This window comes from Rickettsiales bacterium Ac37b (assembly GCA_000746585.2).
Lineage (GTDB): Bacteria > Pseudomonadota > Alphaproteobacteria > Rickettsiales > Arcanibacteraceae > Ac37b.
In genome coordinates this window covers 1511126-1536711 of sequence record CP009217.2, presented here as the reverse complement: position 1 = coordinate 1536711, position 25586 = coordinate 1511126, and the positions used below count along the sequence as shown (strand labels likewise).

At 30.3% G+C, this 25586-nt stretch carries 24 protein-coding genes and 1 pseudogene; 10 read left to right on the top strand and 15 right to left on the bottom strand.

The features are described from left to right. Positions 1 to 7 precede the first annotated feature (7 nt). From NOVO_07605 to NOVO_07585, 5 genes are all read right to left on the bottom strand, one after another. Entirely contained in the window at positions 8 to 940 is a 933-nt protein-coding gene (locus NOVO_07605; GenBank protein AIL65859.1) for an Ankyrin repeat protein, read from the bottom strand. A 453-nt stretch (positions 941 to 1393) separates the two neighbouring features. Then, the gene (locus NOVO_07600) at positions 1394 to 1624 is read right to left on the bottom strand and encodes a hypothetical protein (GenBank protein AIL65858.1); all 231 of its coding nucleotides are present in this window, start codon (positions 1622 to 1624) and stop codon (positions 1394 to 1396) included. An 885-nt stretch (positions 1625 to 2509) separates the two neighbouring features. Continuing rightward, the gene (locus NOVO_07595; protein ID AIL65857.1) at positions 2510 to 2695 is read right to left on the bottom strand and encodes a hypothetical protein; all 186 of its coding nucleotides are present in this window, start codon (positions 2693 to 2695) and stop codon (positions 2510 to 2512) included. Position 2696: 1 nt separating this feature from the next. Then, positions 2697 to 3782 (bottom strand): methyltransferase, encoded by a 1086-nt coding sequence (locus NOVO_07590; protein AIL65856.1) that lies wholly within the window; start codon positions 3780 to 3782, stop codon positions 2697 to 2699. A 241-nt stretch (positions 3783 to 4023) separates the two neighbouring features. Next, on the bottom strand, positions 4024 to 5139 hold the full coding sequence (locus tag NOVO_07585; protein ID AIL65855.1) for a hypothetical protein: 1116 nt from the start codon (positions 5137 to 5139) through the stop codon (positions 4024 to 4026). A gap of 204 nt (positions 5140 to 5343) precedes the next feature. On the opposite strand from NOVO_07585, the gene mutM reads away from it, so the two are divergent. Continuing rightward, a complete protein-coding gene (mutM, locus tag NOVO_07580) occupies positions 5344 to 6165 on the top strand; it encodes a Formamidopyrimidine-DNA glycosylase (protein ID AIL65854.1) in 822 nt (273 codons plus the stop codon). Positions 6166 to 6317: 152 nt separating this feature from the next. On the opposite strand, the gene NOVO_07575 is transcribed toward mutM, so the two are convergent. The 4 genes from NOVO_07575 to NOVO_07560 all read right to left on the bottom strand — a co-directional run bounded on the left by NOVO_07575 (position 6318) and on the right by NOVO_07560 (position 9967). Continuing rightward, a complete protein-coding gene (locus NOVO_07575) occupies positions 6318 to 7073 on the bottom strand; it encodes a flagellar biosynthesis protein FliR (protein ID AIL65853.1) in 756 nt (251 codons plus the stop codon). A 40-nt stretch (positions 7074 to 7113) separates the two neighbouring features. Continuing rightward, entirely contained in the window at positions 7114 to 7959 is an 846-nt protein-coding gene (fabI, locus tag NOVO_07570; GenBank protein AIL65852.1) for an Enoyl-[acyl-carrier-protein] reductase [NADH] FabI, read from the bottom strand. Between the two features lie 211 nt (positions 7960 to 8170). Beyond that, positions 8171 to 9511: a Glutamate--tRNA ligase 1 gene (gene gltX1 / locus NOVO_07565; protein ID AIL65851.1), complete on the bottom strand. Its 1341-nt coding sequence runs from the start codon at positions 9509 to 9511 to the stop codon at positions 8171 to 8173. Positions 9512 to 9547: 36 nt separating this feature from the next. After that, entirely contained in the window at positions 9548 to 9967 is a 420-nt protein-coding gene (locus NOVO_07560) for a hypothetical protein (GenBank protein AIL65850.1), read from the bottom strand. Between the two features lie 201 nt (positions 9968 to 10168). Between NOVO_07560 and yfgF the strand changes: the two genes are divergently transcribed. From yfgF to acm_1, 4 genes are all read left to right on the top strand, one after another. Continuing rightward, on the top strand, positions 10169 to 11467 hold the full coding sequence (gene yfgF, locus NOVO_07555) for a Cyclic di-GMP phosphodiesterase YfgF (protein AIL65849.1): 1299 nt from the start codon (positions 10169 to 10171) through the stop codon (positions 11465 to 11467). Positions 11468 to 11743: 276 nt separating this feature from the next. Beyond that, positions 11744 to 12703, top strand: a complete 960-nt coding sequence (locus NOVO_07550) for an Integrase core domain protein (protein AIL65848.1) — start codon at positions 11744 to 11746, stop codon at positions 12701 to 12703. Positions 12704 to 12708: 5 nt separating this feature from the next. Then, positions 12709 to 12879, top strand: a complete 171-nt coding sequence (locus tag NOVO_07545; GenBank protein ID AIL65847.1) for a hypothetical protein — start codon at positions 12709 to 12711, stop codon at positions 12877 to 12879. A 193-nt stretch (positions 12880 to 13072) separates the two neighbouring features. Further along, positions 13073 to 13684 carry a Lysozyme M1 precursor gene (gene acm_1 / locus NOVO_07540; protein AIL65846.1) on the top strand — a complete coding sequence of 204 codons (612 nt, stop codon included), beginning with the start codon at positions 13073 to 13075 and terminating at the stop codon, positions 13682 to 13684. Positions 13685 to 13911: 227 nt separating this feature from the next. Here the strand turns inward: acm_1 and NOVO_07535 are convergent, their stop codons facing one another. The 4 genes and pseudogenes from NOVO_07535 to NOVO_07520 all read right to left on the bottom strand — a co-directional run bounded on the left by NOVO_07535 (position 13912) and on the right by NOVO_07520 (position 16562). Further along, entirely contained in the window at positions 13912 to 14220 is a 309-nt protein-coding gene (locus NOVO_07535; GenBank protein AIL65845.1) for a hypothetical protein, read from the bottom strand. 152 nt (positions 14221 to 14372) lie between these two features. Continuing rightward, positions 14373 to 14765 carry a Transposase gene (locus tag NOVO_07530; GenBank protein AIL65844.1) on the bottom strand — a complete coding sequence of 131 codons (393 nt, stop codon included), beginning with the start codon at positions 14763 to 14765 and terminating at the stop codon, positions 14373 to 14375. A gap of 340 nt (positions 14766 to 15105) precedes the next feature. Further along, positions 15106 to 15597: pseudogene (gene rarA_1 / locus NOVO_07525) on the bottom strand (recombination factor protein RarA, C terminal domain only). Between the two features lie 5 nt (positions 15598 to 15602). After that, positions 15603 to 16562 carry an Integrase core domain protein gene (locus tag NOVO_07520; GenBank protein AIL65842.1) on the bottom strand — a complete coding sequence of 320 codons (960 nt, stop codon included), beginning with the start codon at positions 16560 to 16562 and terminating at the stop codon, positions 15603 to 15605. A 123-nt stretch (positions 16563 to 16685) separates the two neighbouring features. Here NOVO_07520 and NOVO_07515 point away from each other — a divergent pair, with 123 nt between their 5' ends. Further along, positions 16686 to 17198 (top strand): hypothetical protein, encoded by a 513-nt coding sequence (locus tag NOVO_07515; GenBank protein ID AIL65841.1) that lies wholly within the window; start codon positions 16686 to 16688, stop codon positions 17196 to 17198. 155 nt (positions 17199 to 17353) lie between these two features. Here NOVO_07515 and NOVO_07510 read toward each other — a convergent pair whose 3' ends face one another. Continuing rightward, positions 17354 to 17893 (bottom strand): hypothetical protein, encoded by a 540-nt coding sequence (locus NOVO_07510; protein ID AIL65840.1) that lies wholly within the window; start codon positions 17891 to 17893, stop codon positions 17354 to 17356. Between the two features lie 482 nt (positions 17894 to 18375). Here NOVO_07510 and NOVO_07505 point away from each other — a divergent pair, with 482 nt between their 5' ends. Beyond that, on the top strand, positions 18376 to 18840 hold the full coding sequence (locus NOVO_07505) for a Helix-turn-helix domain protein (GenBank protein ID AIL65839.1): 465 nt from the start codon (positions 18376 to 18378) through the stop codon (positions 18838 to 18840). A 340-nt stretch (positions 18841 to 19180) separates the two neighbouring features. Here NOVO_07505 and thiL read toward each other — a convergent pair whose 3' ends face one another. Beyond that, on the bottom strand, positions 19181 to 20122 hold the full coding sequence (gene thiL, locus NOVO_07500) for a Thiamine-monophosphate kinase (GenBank protein AIL65838.1): 942 nt from the start codon (positions 20120 to 20122) through the stop codon (positions 19181 to 19183). Between the two features lie 107 nt (positions 20123 to 20229). Here thiL and NOVO_07495 point away from each other — a divergent pair, with 107 nt between their 5' ends. The 3 genes from NOVO_07495 to accA1 all read left to right on the top strand — a co-directional run bounded on the left by NOVO_07495 (position 20230) and on the right by accA1 (position 24972). Further along, positions 20230 to 21147, top strand: a complete 918-nt coding sequence (locus NOVO_07495) for a cytoplasmic glycerophosphodiester phosphodiesterase (protein AIL65837.1) — start codon at positions 20230 to 20232, stop codon at positions 21145 to 21147. Between the two features lie 231 nt (positions 21148 to 21378). After that, positions 21379 to 22917, top strand: a complete 1539-nt coding sequence (gene accD5 / locus NOVO_07490) for a putative propionyl-CoA carboxylase beta chain 5 (protein AIL65836.1) — start codon at positions 21379 to 21381, stop codon at positions 22915 to 22917. A gap of 51 nt (positions 22918 to 22968) precedes the next feature. Continuing rightward, entirely contained in the window at positions 22969 to 24972 is a 2004-nt protein-coding gene (gene accA1, locus NOVO_07485; GenBank protein ID AIL65835.1) for an Acetyl-/propionyl-coenzyme A carboxylase alpha chain, read from the top strand. The last annotated feature ends 614 nt before the right edge of the window (positions 24973 to 25586 follow it).

The window sequence follows — 25586 nt, the reverse complement described above, 5'->3', positions numbered from 1 at the left end:
TTTTTACCTATAAGCTTGTTTGGTTAGAATACTGCTTTGGTTCTGTAATTTTCTGAACAAAAGGGATATTTCCATTTCGCCTTATTGATATTCTATCTGCAATAGACTGAACGCTAATCTTAGCTAACTCCGGTATTGGCCTATTTTCAAGTATGGCATCTGTATGTTGATCTGTCCAGATAAAACCAAAAAATTTACTATTCTCCAATAACAAATCAAAAATAGTTTGGCCATTATGATTAGGAATTTCAAGATTAGCACCATATTTTTTTAATAATTTTAAAGTATTACATAGATTTTCTAGCTTAATACTTAATATTTCAACGTTAGATTTCTTATAATATTTGTCAAAGCTAGTTTTAGTAATTAATCTGTGAGCAGGAGTATTACCATTATAATCAACAGCATTTAGATTAATATCTAGCTTTAACAATTCTTCTAATATACCAATTGATGGTTGCTCTTGACTTAATTTTCTAATGGAGATATGCAAAAAATTTTGATCATATAAATCTGACATATTAATAGTATCTTGTACTATGTTCTTAGTCATTTGCTCGGAATAACCAAACTTTCTAAGCATGCGTTCTTGGGATTGTATTAGTTCAAATGCAACTTGATAATTTTCATTATTTATAGCTAACATCAAAGGAGGGTAGCCTTTATATACTATGTAGGTACGATATAGTGATAAACAATCCACCGTCATATAATCTTCTACGATCTTTATAAGGGATGGAGCTATAGAAGATTTATTTTCAGCAATAGCATGAAAAATATTATTAAATATATATGGAGAATCTTGATTAAGTACCGCAGGGTTAGTTTTTATATAATTTTTTATAACATTTATACAGTTTTCACTATATGCATTACGTACAGTAAATAGTAAACTTGAAGCAATATCACTACCTTGTGTATTTTCATGTTTTCTTTTCATGATATATTCCTTTGTTAATTTATTTTAATAAAAAAATCTTATACTATTTTAATATATAAAAGTAAATATATAATTTAATATATAAAAGTAAATATATAATTTAATATATAAAAGTAAATATATAATTTAATATATTAATTATTACCATTTATATAAATTAATTTTTAAGTATTTACTAAATATAAATCTCATTTTTTAAAAAAACATTTATGATTTGATTAAAAGATATAATAATTTTCAATAGAGATTAAATGAGGAATGGAAGCCTACTATAGTATTTTCAGCTTCCTTAGAAGATAGGCGTGAAAACCAATATATACATATTAATACATTAGCAATAAACAACGCATATACTATTCACATCAAAACACTATATATTTAGGGTTATAGTATTAATTAGCTCAGCAGATTTTACAATACCATTTATAGTCAATGGTGTTGAATAAAAAAAGCTCAGAAAGTAATTAGCCCCTTAAGTTGCCTGTAAGTTTGAGCATTGATAATAACTAAGAACTTGCGCATACAGGCAGTAATGGGTAATGTACTTGACTTACCATTTGCCTTTAATCTAAGATAAAACTCTCTAATAGTTTGATTAAATCTTATAGCAGCGAGTGTTGCCATATATAGCGCAGATCGTACAATTTTTCTACCACCTGTAATAGATCTTTTTCCTTTAAACATACCGCTATCTCTATTGATCGGCTTTGTTGCATGGTTAATATGGTATATAAAAAAAGAGAATGAGTTAAAGAAAGTTAGATAAAAAGCCATTGTTCAGAGTATTTAGATAATAAAAGAGAGGATAGTAGAGCAACTCAAGCTAAAATTAAATGCAAAATCGTTAACATTATCAATGCAGCTTAGTGAATACCTCTAAGACGCATTTTTTATTACAGCTTAACCATGCAACAAAGCCTCTCCTTCGGGAGAGGTCGAGGAAAACTAAAAAATATTTAAGTTAGAATTATTAATTATAAAAGGCACATACTTATTTCACCTCTCCTGCGGGAGAAGTCGTGAAAAACTTCAGTTTTGAGCGGATGAGGGGTATATTAAATCTAATTATTTAATATAGCCTATAATTAAGATATACTCTTTTTTGTCATTACCACAAAAGCGGTAATCTAGTAGTACCAACTCATGAGATACCCGTTTTCACGGGTATGACATCATTTTTTTGCTCATTATAGTAAAAACAGTTGATTCTTGATATAAGGGCAGATAGAGTGAAGCCTCCAGTTAGTAGGAAAGCTTTGAGCTATAGCAAAGGCAATTTAAAATAATACGAGGTGTAAGGCAGAAAGCTTAGAAATACTATCGCAGGCAACGAACAACAAAGTAATATTTAAATTGCCACAGCTACAACTGCGTCCACAAATTCAAATCAATTTACTATACTCTAGGTTCTGTGAAGTTTTCTAAAAAATATGGTTTTTAGCAAATTTTTGAGCGAAAAAATAGCTTTTATTCGAAGGAATATTAATATATTTCAAGCAATAAAAGCTTTTTTTGTAGCCAAAAAGTGCTAAGAAAACAGTTGTTGAGAAACCTTCACAGAACCTAGTATTACATAGAATTTTCACAATATGCTGAATATATAACCTTACCAAATTTAGATATATCAAATATTTTATTTTGTATAACTTCCTTTTGCAGCAATATATATTGTATATTATTTACAGATAAATAATACTCAGCTACGCGTCCTGAAAAGTCTTTTCCACTAACACGCAAAATTTTGTTACTACCCATTTTACATTACCCTGTGCACGCCTTGAACATTTGTGAGAATAACTTGGATATCACTAATTTGGGTTAAAGGTATAACATAATTTTGCATCTCCTTGGCTATACTAAACATACCTACCATAAATTCCTTAGATGCCTCTTTGCTAATAGCTAATTGCATTTCTGTACGTATGATCAGCATATTACTTTGATTAGTAAGTAGTTTTTTTACATCTTCTAAATATGACGATAGTAATTCCTTAGCTTGTAAAGATTCTAGAGGTGTTTGTGCTACGAACTCTAAGAGATTTTTAGCTAATTCAAAATTCCTTAAAGGTCTATAGGTGCTCTTATGGTAATTGCAGCTGCTCAGCTCGCTCCATAATTCTTGCATATTGTCTGGGAAAGTTAACTTGGCATTTAACTCAACAGAACTATAAGGTATCTCTAATTTAGATAGGCTTTTTATAATTTCAGAGTTACTACTGGTATTAATAGAATGACAATATTTAGAACGTAATTTATTCATATCTGAGTCAGCTGACTCATGCAGAAAAACAGCTAGCCCATGATCAGCAGTTTTATCTATTAAAGACTGAACAAATTTATCCATATTTGGAGCATAATATGCTATATGACTAGCTAACACTAATCCAGCCTTTTCAGGAAGATTGCTCAAATCGTCACCAAAGCAATTACCACATATTAATTCATAATTATTTACTCCAAGCTTAGAAAGTTTATTCTTAGTTTGATCCACAAATTTATTGTCATATTCAATACCTGTATAAAGTAAAGAAGGGTAAATATTTGTTAAACTTTGGGCTATACGTGATGATAATTCACCCTCACCAAAACCTACATCTAACACTACCGGTGCAATATGACACGATTTTTCTTTAACTTTATTAATTAAAAAGTCAAAAGCCAAGGCAGTAATACGTTTTTGATTAGTATTTTCAACAAAGGTTTTAAACCATGTAGATGTTCTTGCTGCTTCTAATTTACGATCTAACTGGTCTACATTTTCACGCTGTATAGCAACCTGTTCTTGACTTGCATTATGAGATAAGTTTATACTAGTATTCATAGGTTTATTGGGACTTTTCATAACTAATACTCCTATATGATAAATTGTGAGAATAGTTTATCTTGTTCGCAGCAAGATAAACTATTTAAATAGTTAATAAATTTTGGTATTTAATTAACTTTGGCCAAATGGTAGCATATAATTTTATAGTTACGGAAGTACCTTTTTTAATTTTTTTTAAAAATTAATTTTGATTTCTTTATTTAGATAAAATGTTAATATTTATTAATAATATACTTTAAGTAATGTTTATTAGATTATATTAACTTCTATGAGAACCTCTATTATTTCCATTATTATGACTCCCTTTATGATGATCTTTTTTATCATTATATACTTTTTCTTTAAAGCTCTTGGGTGATGTACTAATATATATATCACTATTATTTTTTGCTTTATTACTAGATTTTAACTGTTGCATTACCTCTTCATAAATATGATGTGGGGTAGTGCTAGATCCCTTAGTTTGCTTTTCTGATTTATTCGTAAATTCCTTATCATTTTCTAAACTCTTTTTTAGAATTTCAGATAAATTATGATTCTCTTTTATTAAATCATTACTAATACTTAATAACTTTTGAGATAGGGCTTGCATATTACTTAAAAACTGGCTAGATTCCTCATTTAACTTATTTTCAATAGATACATTTTTAGTACGATTTATTTTATCAGAAATAGCACTTCCTATAATGGCAATTGCAGATGGTATTGATGTGCCAATTGCCAAAGGTTTAATAAAAGCTCCACCTAGTACTGTTGCAACCTTAGTTATACCTGCAGCTACTCCGTAAGTGGCAAGCCCCGTAGCTACACCACCAACCACTATAGTAATACCTAACGCTAGAGCTATTGAAGCTACGCAAGAAAAGATAATTAAAGCTGTGCTAAAGGTGACTCCTACAAAATGTTTACAAAACTTATCCTGAGAATATGTATCTATAGAATAATCAATCTGCTTATCCAATATTTTAAGCTGATTTTTTAATAGAGTATCTAGATTTTGAAGTTGTTCTATATTAGCTTTTAATAAAGAATTACTTAACTTATTAAATTTTTGTTTAGATAAAATTTTATCATTTTCTTGGGCTGTTCGTAGAAAATTTTGTATCTGCTCTAACTTTATTATAGATAACAACTCAAATTGTAAATTATTTTTATCATATTCTAATTTTAAGGGAATGTTTTCTTCCTTAAAGAGATTGGTTAATTCGGTAGCAACTTTAATTTTGGTGTTTTTCTTAACATTAACCAATATTTCGTGTTTTTTCTTAGAAGAAAGCTTTTCTTGAGACAAATCATATAATATTTTACTTGTCTCATCTGCTATTCTGCCTAAATTCTCATTAAATTTCTGAGATAATTCATTTTTTACTACCATAATGTAATTTCCTATTTTTAAAATAATTCTATCTATTAATAATAAATTATAATTTTAAAAAAATAGTAAATGATTATAATCAGCTTAAATATTAACTTATAATACAAATTAACAATTTTATTTAAGAGAAAGAAAGTTAAGCTCTTGCTCATAACAAAAAGATATTATAATATCCCCGCTATCACTATCAAAATTGAGTCAATAATGCCAGAATTACCAGAAGTTGAAACTGTCTCACGCGGACTTAAAAAGGAAATATTAGGCCATACTATAGATCACGTGATTATTAATAATGTGAAGCTACGCGAGCCAATTCCAAGTAATTTATCTGAAATTATAGCAGGAGCCCAAATTCTAGATATTTTAAGGAAAGCAAAATATATATTATGTCAGTTAAATAATGGCTATACTCTTATTTTTCATCTTGGGATGACCGGCAAACTTCTGATATCGTTTAATCCTTATATTCCCGATAAGCATGACCATGCTATTTTTCAATTGTCTAACAATAAAAATATAATATTTAATGATGTGCGTAGATTTGGATTAATTACCATAACAGAATCTGATAAATTACACCTTTTGCCTATTTTTAATAAGCCTATTATAGAGCCTTTGAGTGATCAATTTAATATAGAATATCTAACAAAAAAGCTAAAAAATAAGCAAATTCCTATTAAGATGGCTTTGATGGATAATAGTGTAGTAGTGGGAGTAGGAAATATTTATAGTAATGAAGCTTTATTTAGAGCAAAAATAAATCCAAGAAGAGCAAGCAATACACTTACCTTAGAAGAACTTTCCCTCTTAATAACAACGATTAAAAATATATTAATAGAGGCTATCAATCTAGGTGGATCAACTTTTAGAGACTATACTGATGCAAGTGGGAAAACAGGTAATTTTCAAAATAAATTTACTGTTTATAATAGATATGGTAAAAATTGCATGGTATGTTCTGGCGTAATAGAACGTATTAAACAAGGTGGTAGATCAACCTTTTATTGCATACACTGTCAAATATAGTAAATTGAAATCTTTAATTGGATAATGGTTTAATAAATTTAACTAATTCCGCTATGAAGCGTTATTGCATAGTTCAAAACAACCCTCTTAGTCATTATACTTCTCACCTATTTTGAACCATGCAATTACCTAAAGCACAGGTGAAAAAGTGATTATAAAGTAAATTCTACCATCACAGCATATAAATAATCAAAATACCATAATATAGAAGTGGAAAGAGTCAAAATGAATATAAAAAAGCTCAATAACATCTGCACAGGGGTCATCAAGAAAAAAACCTGTACTGCTGGCATCAATCTTGATAGTACACTACTAATTATTAAAATTAATAAGCTAACTATAACATAAGGAGAAGCTATCTTAACGCCTATTTCAAAACTCTCAGCTACTGCTTTAATAATAGCATTCAGCATATCATCTACTATCAATATTTGATAAGGTAATAGTTGATAACTATCTATAATAGCTTCTATAAACACATGATGCATATTGGTTAGAAATACCATAACAATAGCCAAGCTGCTTAAGAAAGTACCAAATACCGCACCTTGGTCTCTTTGATTATAATCAAACATGATTGCCATACCTAGTCCAGATTGAGTAGTAATAAGCATTCCTGCTACATGTAATGCACTAAATAATATACGAACAATAAGGCCTAAAAATACCCCCATTAGAATTTCAATAAATAATATTAAAAATAGACTTATAATATCTTCGGGCATTTTAGGAAGATATACGCTTACTATAGGGTATATAATTATACTTAATATTATTGCGAAAAGTAACCTAGAACGTGACATTACATATAATTCACCTATACCAGGCAAAACCATTAAATTTGCGCCAACTCTACAAAATACTAGAATTATTTTAAATAAATAATCAGCAGTAATACTTTCAGGCAACCCTATCCTACATAAAAATTATAAATTAGACTAAGTATATCTAAGAATTACTTTCAAGTACAGTACTAATATCAGGAGCATCTACCTGTTTCATTCCAATCACATGATAACCAGAATCTACATATAAAGTTTCACCAGTAGTACCACTACCAAGATCACTTAACAAATATACACCTGCTCCACCTACATCCCAAATAGTAGTATTACGCCTAAGCGGAGAGTTATACTCATTCCACTTCAATATATATCTAAAATCTCCAATTCCAGAAGCAGCTAAAGTTTTAATAGGACCAGCAGAAATTGCATTTACTCTAATATTTTTTTTACCTAAATCTACCGCTAAATATTGTACACTTGTCTCTAATGCAGCTTTTGCTACTCCCATAACATTATAATGTGGCATAACTTTTTCCGCTCCATAATACGTAAGTGTTAACATACTACCACCTTCTTTCATCAAAGGTTCTGCATATTTGGCTACAGATGTAAAAGAGTAACAAGAAATATGCATGGTCATAAGAAAATTCTCTAAAGTAGTATCTACATAACGTCCACGTAATTCATTCTTATCAGAAAATGCTATAGCATGCACAAGAAAATCTAGCTGTCCCCATTTCTGCTGTAACTCACTAAATAATTTTTCTACACTAGATATATCAGAAACATCACAAGGAAAAATCATATCTGATCCAAGTTGATTTGCTAAAGGTTCTACCCTCTTTTTTAAAGAGTCTCCCTGATATGTAAATGCCAGCTCTGCTCCTTGAGCTCTTACTGAGGATGCAATTCCCCAAGCTATAGACTTATCATTTGCAACACCCATAATTAAGCCCTTTTTACCTTTTAGTAAGCTGCCACTTAAAGCCTTACCTTCATCATTTTTCATAATATAATCCTTTTATTTAGAAATATACATTTATAGTAAACTAAGTTGGAATAAATATAGCATCGTTCCTTATATTATTTTCACGACTAACTTTTTACTATAACTCTATAGATACTAATATCTTGCTCAAATTTTTTATAAAATATAAAACCTTATCTCTCAATATAAAAATAGTTTAAATGCAGTACTATTTCAATATTTTTGTAACTAATTAAGCAGTTTTACCACTAAGACGTGCAATAATTTTGTCTTTGCCAAGTATAGGTAGTAAATACTTTAATTCTGGACCCTGTGATTTTGCCGTTAAAGCAAGCCTAATTGGTAAAAATAAATTTTTTCCTTTTTTGTTTGTTTCATTTTGTAGAATATTCATCCATTTTGACCAACTATCTATACTTAAATCTTCATTTGGCAATAACTTAATTGCCACATCAGTTAGCAGTTTATCTTCTATAATTGGTGTCAATGGCTGCTTGCAAATATTCCACCATTCTTTTATATCATTCAAATTTTCTAAATTATCACGTATTAATAACCAAAAATCTTCACCAATATCATGAAGACCTAATTCATCTACTCGTGATCTTATTTGTTCAAAAGATAATATACTTAATAATTTGTGGTTTAATTTAAGCAAATCTTCTTGCTGATAACTAGTTGGAGATAAAGTGAAATTACTTAAATCAAATTCATCAACTAATTCTTGTAATAAAGATCGACCCACTATAGATTTTGAAGTACCTAATTTTGCAAGGAAACTATTAATAGTCATAGCTTCAATACCAGCTTCACGTAATCCTTTAATATCAAATCCACCTAGTCTCTTAGAAATTTCTCCTTCTTTAGCTTTAATTAAAGCTAAATGAGCGAAATTAGGCGGAGTAACATTTAAACTTTCAAAAATTTGTATTTGTACAGCCGTATTCGTCACATGATCTTCACCACGTATAATATGGCTAATTGCAAAATCTATATCATCAACTACCGAAGACAAAATATACGTCATACTTCCATCTTCTCGTATCAATACAGGATCGCTTGCATACCTTCCTTCAAAAACAATTTTATCTTTTACTAAATCATTCCAACTCGTCTCCTTGCTTTCATCAAGCAAAAAGCGATAATGCGGTTTTTTTCCCTCCTGATGTAACTGTTCCTTTTGCTTCTCAGTTAATTTAAGAGCAGCACGATCATAAATTGGAGGTAACCCTGCGTTTAATTGTATTTTCCTTTTCATATCAAGCTCAAAACTAGTTTCATAACAAGGATATAATTTACCTTGCTGCAATAAGAGATCCTTCACTTGTTCATAGCGTTTGAGTCTGGAAGATTGGTTTATAGTAAAATCCCACTCTAGCCCAAGCCATTTCAGGTCTATCTTTAATTGTTCTTCATATTCCTTTTTTGAACGCTCTAAATCAGTATCATCTATACGTAGCATAAACTTGCCATGAAACTTCCGAGCATATAAAAAATTTACTAATGCAGTACGTATATTACCAACATGTAATAAACCTGTGGGGCTTGGAGCAAAACGCGTAACAATTGACATAATATATTTTCTCTAATAATTTTAAATTACAAATCCCTATTTACAAAAAGCTGTACAATACCTATCTTCAATAACCATTCCACCACAATTTTGGTAACATAAATTATAATCATTATAGCAAAAATTCTCACAATTAGTTTTATTACTATCACATCTATAATCATAATTTCTATTATAATTATGATAATAATCATAACGTCCATATTTCTCAGAATTTTTATTATTCTCCGTAGCGATCTTTGCCATTTCTACAATTTGAGCACTACTTATACACATCTGTTCTGTATTATTACAATTATTAAAACACTGCCCTTTCTGCATTAAACACATACTCACACAAGTTCTACCTTCAGGATATTCAGGAGGTATATAATTATATTTAGTACCGTATATTGGAGCACAAGCACTAAGCATTACGATAAAAAATAATATCAATTTTTTATTATTGTACCACATAAAACCCCTCATATTATATCTATAGTCAATATACTTTGATAATAACAAAAATATATTAATAATATACTTTTACTATTAAAATTTAATATAAAATTAACTTAATAATCATAAAATACAAATCAAAAGTTGTAGTTTATTTAGAATAATACTATATCTTACATACAGAGTAATTTTTATAATTCAAATAGCAAGGCAAGTTCTATGCTGGAATGCCACAAAAGTTTTATACAACAATTACAAAACGTAATTGAATTTGATATAAATAATCACAACTTTTCTTCATTATTAGTCATAGAAATTAAAAACATGCCTATTCTAATTACACTCTATAATAAAGAATTTGTTTATAACGCTCTACACATGCTAAAACAAGATCTTTTTTTAAAATTAAATCAATTACACCAAGAACAAGATGATAATAGCGTTAAATCTCCAAGTAATATTATTATCAATGTAAACGATTCCTACATTTACATAATTATACATACTAACTTAGACGAGATAGGTCAGTATGTTTATGCTTTATATAACTATATACAACTTTTTTCTTATAATAATGACTTAAAACCTTTACATTTTACTCCAAATATTAGCGGCATATCTATCCCGCACGATGCGAGTAGTGCCATAGAGGCTTTAAATAAAGCATATACTGTATTAAATACGAATAATAATTTTACTTACTCAAAATATTATACTTCATATAAAGAATTTATAAATAATAAAGAGCATTTCAAAAGATCCCTAATTCTTACATCATGCATAAAAAAAGCTTTATTAGAGCAAAAACTGAGATTGGCTTTTCAACCTATTATAGAAAGTAAAACTGGTAATGTAACCCATTATGAAAGTTTATTAAGAATAATTAACAATGAAGGACGCATTGTTTCTGCAGGCCCTTTTATAGAACAAGCTGAAGAAATGGGATTTATTAGTTTTATAGATGAAGCAGTGCTAGAAATGGTAGTAGAAGAATTAAAAACTAGCCCCAATATCCATTTAGCATTTAATTTATCTGCCCTTGGTATCCATAATGAAAACTGGTTAAAAAAGACCAAAAAATTACTTCAAGATTCAAGTTTAGCAAATAGAGTAATTGTTGAAATCACAGAAACTGCTGCTCAAAAAGACTTAAGTAAAACAGCCTATTTTATCGCCACTTTGCAAGAGATAGGATGCCAAGTTGCTCTAGATGATTTTGGCTCTGGCTATACTTCCTTCCGCCAATTAAAAGCATTATCTGTAGATATAATTAAAATTGACGGAGCATTTATACGAGATATTTTAGATCATTCTGATAATCTATTATTAGTTAAAACTTTGCTTAACATGATACGTGGGTTTGGACTCAAATCTGTAGCTGAATTTGTTGAAAACGGCGAGATAGCAAAGCTCTTAATGGATTTAAATGTAGATTACATGCAAGGAAATTATTTTTGTCCAGCAGTCAATTACAGATCCTGGATACAAAATCATGATAATTATACAGTTAAAGAATAAATATATTTGATATATAGTTTTTTCAGCTTCCTTAGGTTCTGTGAAGGTTTCTCAACAACTGTTTTCTTAGCACTTTTTGGCTACAAAAAAAAGCTTTTATTGCTTGAAATATATTAATATTCCTTCGAATAAAAGCTATTTTTTCGCTCAAAAATTTGCTAAAAACCATATTTTTTAGAAAACTTCACAGAAGCTAGGTGTACAATTTCAAGGGTTGATGGAAGAAAAAAAGAGTATATAAGTAAGAGCTAGGGATATAATTAATTTGGAGGAATTGTGGGACAAATATTACATGGCTGCGCCACGACTACGCACGCAATTAGAAAAGAATTACAGCGATCGCAAGCTACGATCAAAGAATTAAGTGAACAATATAATATTAACCCTAAAACTGTGATAAAATGGCGTCAAAGAAAAGAAGAAGGAGTAGAAGATCGCTCTAATGCTCCTAAAAAAGCAACTACTATTTTGAAGCCCGAAGATGAAGCTTTGATTATTGCTTTTCGTAAGTCTACGCAATTACCTTTGGATGATTGCTTTGATGCACTTATTAAAGAAATACCTTATTTAACTCGTTCAAATCTTTACCGATGCCTTAAACGGTACGGTTTATCTTGTTTACCCAAAGAAGATAATATCAAAGAGAAGAAGAAATTTAAGGCTTATGAAATAGGATTTATGCATCTTGATATCACAGAAGTAAGAATTGGTGAGGGAAAATTTTACATATTTGTGGCAATATGTAGAGTGAGTAAATTTGCTTATGTTGAGCTGCATAATAATAGCAATGGCGATACTACAGTTAATTTTCTTGATAACTTGGTAAGTAGCTGTCCCTTTAAGATACATACCATATTAACTGATAATGGTGTTCAATTTGCTTACAATGGTTTAGCCAGGTACAGAGCTCCTAAAGCAAGACATAGATTTGATCTAAAATGTAAAGATTACGGTATCAGGCATCGCACAACAAGGCCTTATAGTCCAAGTACCAATGGTCAAGTAGAAAGAATGAATAGGACTATAAAAGAAGCTACTACTAAGAAGTATCATTATACTAGTAGAGAAGAGTTAGATAGTCATCTACAAGCTTTTGTTATGGCTTATAATTATGCTAAAAGGCTTTCTTCTATTGCTAGAAAAACGCCTTTTGAAATGATCTTGACTTGTTACACACAAAATGCTAATAATTTTAGAATTAATCCTAACCATCAACTACTGAAACCGTACACCTAGTACCAATGTTTGATGAAAGTCTGAAATTATCTTATAATAAAGATGATATTAGTGCTCTAGCCTCTAAAAGAGAAAATATTTGGTCAAGAGTACAAAATTGTAATTTTATGACCATTAATGAAAAACGAGCTGCAGTAGGTTTATCTCCTATACTAGATGGAAATAAAATAGTCTAAAACATTTACTAATTTTTAATATCTTGCTTGTCTGCTCTTATTTCCTTTCAAATTAAACATAATCAAGCTTTTATTTCTAATAAAAGGTTAATTTAACGCTTCCTATTATATAAAATTTATACTATTATTATGGTATATATAAAAAATTTAACTAATTATATAACTATATGTTAATTATTTATGGAGAAATATTATGACCAAAGTAAATAAGGCTATTAACATATCAAAATGGCAAAATAAAATTAATGCTACTGAAATTCATGATCATGGAATAAAAACAGTGATTATGCGGGCTACTGAAGGTGCCACTTATCAGGATCCAAAATTTGTTGAATATTGGAATGAAGTAACTGCCAATAATATAGTACCAGCTGCTTACCATAATTTCCGTGTTTTAACTTCTACTCCAGCGGAGCAAATACAAAATATTAACACTGAACTTGCAAAGGTTAATTTTGATAAAAATATACATGTTCTTGCTGTATCCGTGTTTCCTAATTCAGAGGAAGTTTCGTCTACTGAAAGAGCAGATAAATTGAACGAATTTTTAGATCTCTTAAAACAAGCAGGCTATCAAAAAGTGTACCTTAATACTAATAATAATGATTGGAATGATAAAATTGATTGGCATAAATATGATTTTAGTCAAAATAAATTGTGGATATCACATTGGACAGAGAACCCAGAACCAACTATCCCAGAAACTTGGCAGAATGTAGGATGGGAATGGTGGCAATATAGCTGCATTGGACAAGTGGCAGGGATTTCTGGAGATGTGTGTTTGGATCTTGCTAAAGATGCTTAGTTTTTTAATTTGAATTAGGTGGGGTGTTGATCAATGCTCTCCTAGCTATTAGTAGGCTTCGACTCCTCACTCTTACCCCTAATTCAAATTAATTCACTATAGATCAATATAAGCAACACTTAATCGAAAAAAATAAAAAATCAGGCAGTTTGTAATATGTAATTACTAAATTGTCTGATTTTATTTTTATATTATTAAATTTCTTACCAATTCTTAACTATAGTCAATTAAGTTGAGAATGGCATAGAGAAGCCATAATCAATAGCATCGCTAAGGTTATTAAAATTAGTAATGATAGGTTTGATTTTAGCTTTTAAATGAGCCCAATATTTTTCAATTGGGTTGAGATCAGGAGAGTAAGGTGGTAAGAATAAAAGTTTACAGCCTATATCTTCTATTAAATTCCTAGTTCTAGCTGACTTATGGAACGTTGCATTATCAAGTATTACAACTTGACCAAATCTTAGTTCGGGCACCAAACACTGACTAACCCACTCGTTAAAAACTTCTGTATTACATGTGCCCTTGAAACACATTGGCGCAATAATTTTCTTCCCAACCTTACCTGCAATAAAGCTTTCTCAATCATGTTTTTTACCTGAGATATCACCATAAACTTTACTTCCTCTGAGACTGTATCCCCAAGAATAGTACAAATAGCTATCAATTCCACTCTCATCAATATAAACTATATCTTCCGCTTTATAGTTTGCGATAGCTGCCAAAAATAATTGCCGTTTTGCTTCATCCCGTTCACGATAGAGTGTGGTCTTTTTTTTCGTGTGATCCCCAAAGTCTTGAATGCCAAACAGATAGCAGCTGTAGACACATTAAAAACCTTTGCAAAATCAGATAATAGCCAATTGCTGTTTTTAGACACCTCGTTTAATAATTTGATTGGATCAAGCTTCTTCCATGGCTTAGCTGCTCGTGTGGCTGCTAAATTCCCGGATTTCGATCTCGATAACCATCTATAAATTGTTCTTTCACCTATGCCAAAAATTCTTGCAGCTTCTTCTCTGGTATAACCTTTATTAACATAGTGAATTACTTTTTTACGTAAATCTAAGGAATATGCCATTGCTTCTACTGTTTTGGGTTTATGAGCTTTTTAATATATCATATATCATGTCTTTATCAACTTAATTTACTATAGTATAGACCACTTTGAGAAAATCAGCTTATATATTTCAATATTTTATATTATTTAATTACAATTAATTATTATATTATTTATACTTAAAATTTAAGAGAAATTAGCAATTTAAAATACAATATAAATTATTGAATTAGGAGTAGGCTCAAATAGAACGAGGGCAGATAAAGTAAAGCCTACAAAGAGTAGGAGAGCTTTGATGGGACGATGTATGGAAGTTCAAATGCTTTGACTATAAAAGATATGCTAATAATAAAAATGCTATTTAATCAGTAGTATTCTTGTTAGATAAACTCAGCCAGTATTCAATTCTTTTTTTAATTTCTCGTTCAAAACCACGTTCTATAGGAGAGTAATAAACTGCCTTTTGCATATTATCAGGAAAATAATTTTGTCCAGAAAAACCTTCTGGTAAATCATGGTCATAAATATATCCCTTGCCATAATCATGTTCTTTCATCATGGAAGTTGGAGCATTTAAAATATGTTTGGGAGGGGGAAAAGATCCGGTTTCTTTTGCATCTTTTATAACCTTTTTATAGGCTAGATAGCTTGCATTTGATTTAGGAGCAGTTGCAAGATAAATAACCGCTTGGCTAATTGCTAGCTCTCCTTCTGGTGATCCTAGAAAATCGTAAGCATCTTTTGCAGCTATAGTTTGGGTAAGGGCATTGGGATCGGACATTCCTATATCTTCAACAGCACACCGTACTAGTCTCCTTGCAATATATAATATATTTTCGCCGCCAACTATCATACGTGCTAGGTGTACGGTTTCAGTAGTTGATGGTTAGGATTAATTCTAAAATTATTAGCATTTTGTGTGTAACAAGTCAAGATCATTTCAAAAGGCGTTTTTCTAGCAATAGAAGAAAGCCTTTTAGCATAATTATAAGCCATAACAAAAGCTTGTAGATGACTATCTAACTCTTCTCTACTAGTATAATGATACTTCTTAGTAGTAGCTTCTTTTATAGTCCTATTCATTCTTTCTACTTGACCATTGGTACTTGGACTATAAGGCCTTGTTGTGCGATGCCTGATACCGTAATCTTTACATTTTAGATCAAATCTATGTCTTGCTTTAGGAGCTCTGTACCTGGCTAAACCATTGTAAGCAAATTGAACACCATTATCAGTTAATATGGTATGTATCTTAAAGGGACAGCTACTTACCAAGTTATCAAGAAAATTAACTGTAGTATCGCCATTGCTATTATTATGCAGCTCAACATAAGCAAATTTACTCACTCTACATATTGCCACAAATATGTAAAATTTTCCCTCACCAATTCTTACTTCTGTGATATCAAGATGCATAAATCCTATTTCATAAGCCTTAAATTTCTTCTTCTCTTTGATATTATCTTCTTTGGGTAAACAAGATAAACCGTACCGTTTAAGGCATCGGTAAAGATTTGAACGAGTTAAATAAGGTATTTCTTTAATAAGTGCATCAAAGCAATCATCCAAAGGTAATTGCGTAGACTTACGAAAAGCAATAATCAAAGCTTCATCTTCGGGCTTCAAAATAGTAGTTGCTTTTTTAGGAGCATTAGAGCGATCTTCTACTCCTTCTTCTTTTCTTTGACGCCATTTTATCACAGTTTTAGGGTTAATATTATATTGTTCACTTAATTCTTTGATCGTAGCTTGCGATCGCTGTAATTCTTTTCTAATTGCGTGCGTAGTCGTGGCGCAGCCATGTAATATTTGTCCCACAATTCCTCCAAATTAATTATATCCCTAGCTCTTACTTATATACTCTTTTTTTCTTCCATCAACCCTTGAAATTGTACACCTAGTGTACGTAATTTATTTAAAGCATCAAAAGAAATAGATAATGTGACTTCCAAAGGAGAGAAAAAAACTTATAAAGAAGATGATATATTTAAACGACGCGAGTTTCGTAAGAAAATTGATATGTTTGAACAAAATGCTGGCGATAAACCATTATTTCCTCACAAAATGGCAGAGGAAATGTACAGAACCAGAAATAGAACTACAGTTCAAGATATTCAGAAAGAATCAGAAAAATTAAAAGATAAAATGAAAATAAAAGTTGAAACAAACGACAGTGTTAACAAGCAAATGATAAAAGCAAAAGATAACTATCTTGCAACAGGAAAAAATACGTCTTTGCAGGAAGATGATATATTTAAGCGACGCGAGTTTCGTAAGAAAATTGATATGTTTGAACAAAATGCTGGCGATAAACCATTATTTCCTCACAAAATGGCAGAGGAAATGTATAAAATTAAAAATAATTTAAAAGATAAAGATTTAGTAAAATCAGATTCCAATCCTTCCTCTATCAGATTTATAAAATCTAGTAGTGATAAAGGAAAAAGTAAATAACTCTAAATTATAAACGATAATCTTATTTGCACTATTATATGTACTAGTACAAAACATGTGTACTAGTTCAAACATGGTATGACAGTTACCCATAATGAGGAAGTATTTTACTGTCGTTTAAGTCCTAATTTATAAACTGTTAGATTAAAACCCCTTTATCCTTCCTGATTATTATTTTCTTCTTGCCTTCTAAACTTCTTTTGCACAATAGATTGTATCATCTTTTCTTTTAAGTTTAATTCATTTGCGTTTCCTAGAGATTTTAATAGCTTAATTAATGAATAATTTTCCCCTCTAACTAAATTTTCTCTATCAATATTAATTTTCCATTCTATGATAGACAGTTGTTCCTTCAAAAACATACCAGGTTTATGTTGTAAATCCTCCAATTCTACACTAAGTTTGGTTAGCAATAATGAAATATATTTGTATTTCTTTTCAGAAACTCTATTATTATATAATGCTGCAACTCTAAAAAAATTACGCTTTATAATATTATAATGTTCTATCAACTCTAATATACTGGCTTGTATATCTTGATTAATTTGTTCACATCTTACTAATGTATGGTCTAATAATTTAATAAAGCCCCCTACTTTTAAATCTTGCTGTTCTATCCAACTATGCAACTCATTTTCATTGATTTTTGCTTCTTTTGTACATTCTTGATGATATTTATTTCTAAATGTAAACATCTTGTTTTCCTTTCTTATCCGTCAGCTATGAGAGAGGTATTTCTTACTGACTTAATTAAATGATTTTCTTAACTACTTTTGTATATTGAGGACAATTTAATAGAGATAAAATATTTAATAATTTTTTTAAGGAATATGTTTTATAATTGTAATTATCTTTTTATTTCTCCTATTTGTTTATGTCTCTCCCACTTCAATAGCCTATTTGTTTTTATTAATTTTTCTCATGATTTTACTTCTTTAGCATAATATAATATAATTATTTAATCATATATATGCAGGTATTGTATATTATAAGTGTATTGTACATTTATATGTGTATATCATACATTTATGAGTGCATCAATAGTTTTTATATACATTTATATTGATACGTGAGGAGTCAAGATTTAAGTTGCTTATAGACTTATTTCTAAATAAAGTTTATTAAAGAATCGGTATTTTTGCTTTAAAAATTATGAAAAAAATTAACAAGGATAATAATGTGTATGAAGGCTACTTTGCAGCAGAATATAAAAAATCGTATGGGGCAAAAAAAACTTAATATTAGAGATATGGAACGAAATGCGGGTGTAAAAAGAGGATCTTTTTATAATATAATATCTGGGCGCTCCCTTAACCCTACTTTAGATACTTTATCTAATTTGGCAGACATTTTAGACTGCTCAGTATCAGATTTAATAAATGAGACACCAAGATTTAATAGTCATACTGTAGAAAAAAATAAGGAAAATCTACAAACTGAACAACATCTTTGGAATGATCAACTTTTTACTAATATAGTACATAAAGTACTAGCTTATCTTAAAGAAAAAAGGCTTAATCCAACTTTTGAACAAGTACTTTCTTTTATCAAAGAAACATATCTTTTTTCTTTAAAAGAAAACCCTAATACTAACATACCTAATGAACGCTTTATTGAATGGATTATAGAAAGAGGTATTTAATCTATAATACCTCTTGCATATAGTAAATGAGAGCTTAAGAATAATGATGCGTATTAAAAAACATAGTGAAGCCTACTTACTATAAAACATAGTTGATTCAACTGAAAAAATATAGTCTATCTTACAATTTTTTTGTTCGGTAATATAAGAAATACTACGTGAGCAACAAACAATGAAGTTAATATTTAAATTGCTGCAGCTATAAAGAAAATTTGAAATATACCAATATAAATTACCCACAAAATTTGTGGATAATTTATGTATTGTTTACTTAATTTTTCTGTGTGTGAATATAATGTATAATTAAGATAGAAAGTGATATAAAAAAATGAAATTAAAATTAATTATATGGCGTATAAATTATAGATGGTGTTTCAGTTATTTTACCTAGTCTATAAAAATGATAACCAAATTTTTGATAAAACTCTTGGGATAAATGTTCGATCAAATTTTCTTTAACTGTAAATAATAAACCGTAATCTTCACCGCCATGAATAACACCATCACTGATGGATATAGCTAAAATAGAAGAAATTTTTTGAGTATTATTATCCAATGTAAGGGATGGATTGATATCTACTATAGCGCCTACATTTGAAGCATCACATAAATTTTTTAAATCAATAGATAATCCGTCTGAGAGATCTGTCATAGCGGTTACTTCGTAATAATTACCCAAAAATATTCCTTCACTAAGTTTTGCTTCAGGAAAGAGTTGTGCATTTTTAAAGGTTTCAAATCCGGGTATATTTTTTTCTAGAGCATGAAGTCCTAAATGAGCATATCCCATCCTGCCAGCTACACATATAATATCACCTGGTTTAGCTGTATTAATATATTTTATATTTTTTGTATTACCTATACCGCATACCGTAATACTTATTACTAATTTATCTACCGATGGAACAGTATCACCACCGATCACTATAATAGAATGTTTTTTGCATAAAATAGCTAAACAGTTGATAAACTCTTCAATCCATTCTATAGAAATATAAGGCGGAATGGACATACCAAGCAGTATATATTCGGGCATAATTCCCATTGCAGCTATATCACTTAAATTACTATGTAAAGATTTATGAGCAACAGCTTGTGGGCTAAAATATGATAGCCTGAAATGACTATCTTCTACAAGTAAGTCCTTGCTTATTGCCATCATTTGGGTGTCGCTGATTTTTATTAAAGCTGCGTCATCACCTATGCCAACTATATTTTTGTTAGATGAAGGAAATTTAGACTTTATTAGGTTTATAATTTGAAATTCGTTAAATAAATGCATAATGTTTAAGATAATATAAATTGGGATAAATGAACGATCAATTGATTGAATAATAAAAATAAATTGTCTAATATGTAAAGCAGAAAAAATGTGGAAAGGATCATTATATGGCATTATTTTGGAAGATAGCTTATATATTAATGTATATTCTTATGAATTTCTGTTTTATAAATGAGGTATGCGCTACTAATAATCCTAAGATTATAGCTAATAGAGGAGGCAAAGGTGAGCTCCCGGAAAACACTATATATGCTATAAAAACTGTATTAGAAGCTGGTGTTGATGGAGTAGAAATAGATTTACAACTAACTAAAGATAATAGAGTAGTATTATATAATTATAAAGATTTAGCTATTAAAACTGATTGCCAGGGACAAGTCAAAGATTTAACTTATAATGAAATACTCAAATGTAATGCGGCATATTATTTTGATCCTGAAAATGATAATACTTTTCCGCGGCGTGGCGATTTACATAAAATTCCTACTTTAGAAGAAGTATTAAACATAGTATTAACAGGTAATAATATATTATTTATAGACCTAAAATCTTTACCAAGCAAAATATTAATTGATGAAATAGCATCAATTTTGGATCAAAAAAATGCTTGGAATAATATTGTATTTTTATCTACCAAGAATATTCATCTAGATTATTTAAATGATAAATTCCCTAAAGCTAAAACCTTTGAGCCTCGTGATCAAACTAATAAAAGATTATTATCTTTGCGAAATGAAGGTGTATGTTGTTGTACTAATACAAATAATGAGTATGTGGGATTTGAAACGCACAAAAGTATGATGGTTGAAGATGTACTAACTCTTGGGCCTTTATATACCAAAGTAGAATTTCATTTGTGGGATAAGAATGCAATAAAATGTACCAAAAAATCTAAAGGCGAGAATGTAAAAATAGTATTTCTAGGAGTAAATAATGAGTTAGAATACAATCAAGCTAAAATATTAGGTGTTTATGCGGTTATAACCGATTATCCTATCAAATTATTAAATTCTATAGATTCTTAATAGAGTAAATTGAATAATAATATTTTATTTCCTGTAAATATTGTTACTCCCTGTAATAGTATTTTTAAGGTTGCAAAATATATTTTGTTCTAGTAAACGAGCTAATGTGAATTATATTTTCTCTATAAGAATAAAGAAAGTTATAAACATTTATATTTTATAAGTATTTAATAATTTGAAGTATTTATAAAATGTATAATTATAATATAAAGATCAAAATGGGAAGTTTTTATGACAAATTCTATGGCTGAACTCTTAGAAAATAAACGCCAGATGGCTAGACTCGGTGGAGGACAAGATAGAATTGATATCCAACATTCAAAAGGTAAACTAACTGCTCGTGAACGTATAGAAGTACTACTTGATCCTGATTCTTTTGAAGAGTATGGAATGTTTGTCGAGCATCGTTGTACAAATTTTGGGATGGAAAAAAACATTATTTCTGGAGATGGTGTTATTACTGGGCATGGAACAATTAATGGTAGGTTAGTATTTGTATATAGTCAAGATTTTACAGTTCTTGGTGGGTCGCTCAGTGAAGCTAATGCTAAAAAGATATGCCAAATTATGGATATGGCAATGAAGGTGAAGGCTCCTATAATAGGAATTAATGATTCAGGTGGAGCACGTATTCAAGAAGGTGTTGATTCTTTAGGAGGATATGGAGAAATATTTCAAAGAAATGTACTTGCTTCAGGTGTAATTCCTCAAATTTCACTTATAATGGGTCCATGTGCTGGCGGGGCTGTATATTCTCCTGCGCTTACTGACTTTATCTTTATGGTAAGAGATTCATCTTATATGTTTGTAACAGGGCCTGATGTGGTAAAGGCTGTAACTCATGAAAATGTAACGCATGAAAAACTGGGAGGAGCTGATGTCCATACTGCCAAAAGTGGTGTAGTAGATTTAGCTTTTGAAAATGATATTGAAGCATTATTACAAACTAGACGTTTATTTAATATGTTGCCTTTATCTAATCGGGATATTGCTGCTAAACGTTCTACGCATGATCCTGCAGATCGCGTTGATATGTCGCTTAATACTTTAGTACCTGATAACCCAAATAAGCCTTATGATATGAAGGAGCTAATTGAGCGCATTGTAGATGAAGGAGATTTTTTTGAACTCCAAGCTGACTTTGCTAAAAACATTATTATAGGTTTAGGCTATATGGAGGGCACACCAGTTGGTATTGTAGCAAACCAACCTATGTATTTGGCTGGATGTCTTGATATTAATGCTTCACGTAAAGCCGCAAGATTTATCAGATTCTGTGATGCTTTTAATATACCAATCATTACTTTTGTAGATGTACCAGGGTTCTTACCTGGTATAGATCAAGAATATAATGCCATTATTAAACATGGAGCAAAATTGTTATATGCTTATGCTGAAGCTACAGTACCCAAAATTACAGTAATCACAAGAAAAGCTTATGGTGGAGCTTATATAGTGATGAACTCAAAACATTTGCGTGGAGATATTAATTATGCGTGGGCGAATGCTGAAATTGCTGTTATGGGTGCAAAAGCAGCAGTAGAAATATTATTCCGTAATAAAAATACTGTAGGTGAAGATGGAATAGAAGCTAAAATTGAAGAGTATCAAGAAAAATTCACTACCCCTTTTACAGCTGCTGCTCGTGGCTTTTTAGATGATATTATTAGACCACAAAATACGCGCTGGAGGTTGTGTAGAGCTCTTGCATTTTTAAAAAACAAGCAAGTTGAAACACCATGGAAAAAACATGATAATTTACCTTTATAATTATCAATATAAAAATTAAGTTATAAGGGATTAGGAAGGGGAATTTAGGATATGCCGCACAATGTATTTGAAAAAGTATTAGTAGCAAATAGGGGTGAAATAGCTGTAAGAATCATGCGTACTTTAAAACGTATGGGAATAAAAACTGTTGCAGTATATTCCGAATCAGATACCAATTCTTTGCACGTACAATATGCTGATGAAGCTATATATATTGGGCCTTCTCCTGCCACTGAGAGTTATTTAAGTATAGATAATATTTTATCGGCTATACGAATTAGTGGAGCTCAAGCTGTACACCCAGGTTATGGTTTTTTATCGGAAAATAGTAATTTTGCTAATGCACTTAGGGATGAATGGATAACTTTAATTGGTCCAAGTGTACATTGTATTAAAGCGATGGGAGATAAAATTGAGGCAAAGAAATTGGCACAAGCTTCAGGCGTCAGTACAGTACCAGGCTATATTGGGGTTATTGATACAGCAGAAGAAGCTGTAACTATTGCAGCAAATATAGGATTTCCTGTAATAGTGAAAGCTGCTGCTGGTGGTGGAGGTCGTGGTATGCGCGTAATTTATAGCGAAGATGAGGTACGGGAAGCTTTTCGTTCTGCTACTAATGAGGCGCGTAGTAGTTTTAGTGATGATCGTGTTTTTATTGAAAAATTTGTTGAAAAACCTCGTCATATAGAAATACAAGTACTTGCAGATAAATATGGTAATGTATTATGTCTTGGAGAACGTGAATGTTCTATACAACGTCATCACCAAAAAGTAATAGAAGAAGCTCCTAGTCCTGTTCTTGATGAAGAGACAAGGCAGAAGATGTATGATCAAGTTATCTCGTTAGTAAAAAAGGTGGGATATTATTCTGCAGGTACAGTAGAATTTATATTAGATCAACACAAAAATTTTTATTTTTTAGAAATGAATACCAGATTGCAAGTTGAGCATTGTGTTACAGAATTAATTACTGGGATTGATATTGTAGAACAAATGATTAGAGTAGCAGCTGGTGAAAAACTTGCATTTACACAAGAAGATATACAGTTAAAAGGGTGGGCTATTGAATCTCGTATTTATGCTGAAGATCCAGCACGTGGTTTTTTACCTTCTAGTGGACGTGTTACCCAATATACTGAACCTCCTCGTAATCCTAATGTACGTATAGACAGTGGAATTTATGAAGGTGGTGAAGTTAGTATGTTCTATGATGCTATGATAGCCAAATTATGTACTTATGCTCCTACAAGGCTTGAAGCAATTAAACATATGCAACATGCACTTGGAGAATTTGTAATTCGTGGTATTTCTCATAATATAAGTTTTTTAGAAGCAGTGATGGATAATCAAAAATTTATTGATGGTGATTTATCAACGAATTTTATAAATGAAGAATATCCTGAAGGTTTCTCAGGTGCTGAACTTACATCAGAAATTACCAGAGTGTTTTTGTCAGTATCAATCCACATTCATCTTACCATGGAAAAAAGGATGGCTTCAATGTCAGGTCAATTATTAACTAGTGATGTAAGAATAGGAACAAGGTGGGTGGTTAATATTGATGGAAATTTATATCCTGTAGTAATAAAACCAACGTCTAAAGGTTATAATATTAGATATGAGCGCGAGCGTCTATCAGTACGTAGTAGCTGGATGCCTGGTAATAGATTATTTAGAGGAATAGTTAATGATAAAACTGTTAGTATTAAAATTAATGACGATGAACAGGGATGTTATTTAACACATGCAGGTCGTACCGTAAAAATTAGTGTAAGATTGCCAAGGATAGCTGAATTAGAACGTTTTATGCCAGTGAAAAGTAATATAAAACATTCTAATAATTTAATTGCTCCACTTGCTGGTAAAGTAGTTGCAATTAAAGTTGCAGAAGGCGAAGAAGTAAAAGCTGGGCAAGAATTAGTGTTATTAGAAGCCATGAAGATGGAAAATTCTATTCATACTGAACATAAAGCTATAATTAAAAAAATATATGCTGAAATAGGGGAAAACGTATCATCTGGACAAGTGTTAATTGAATTTGCTGAAGAATAATAGCAATTCCCCTTAAATTTTTATGTTGTATAGTAAATTGCGCTATAGTTTTTTTAGCTTCCTTAGCAGATATAGTAAATTGATTTGAACTTGTGAACGCGGTTAGTTCTTCGCTAATTCAAATCAAGAAGCTATAATATGTAAGACTTTCCTAGGCTTATACCGAAGGATCACACTACCGTACAAAAAAGCTTAAGATAGTCTATAATATGAGGTATATTCTTTTTTGTCATTACCACGAAAGCGGTAATCTAGTAGTACCAACTCATTAGATACCTGTTTTCACAGGTATGACATCATTTTTTGCTCATTACTTACATTTTTTGTCCGGGAGTATAATTATAGCAATTTATAAATCACACCATATTTTTTTAATTCTAAAAAGAGTATAAAAAGTTTGATCGCAGTCAAGACTGATATAAGTTAATTTTAATTCTTCATTTACTAATAATTTTTTTCATTTTAGGCTGAGCAACACCCGTAGCAAAGCTATTACTATGCGCGATTTTAGCCTGTTTACATATCTCCCCTAAACCACTGATTAGATCCTTACTAAGGGTTTTTTTAGTTTCATGTACGGGCGCTTTATAGTATAATGCAAATTTATTAGCTAG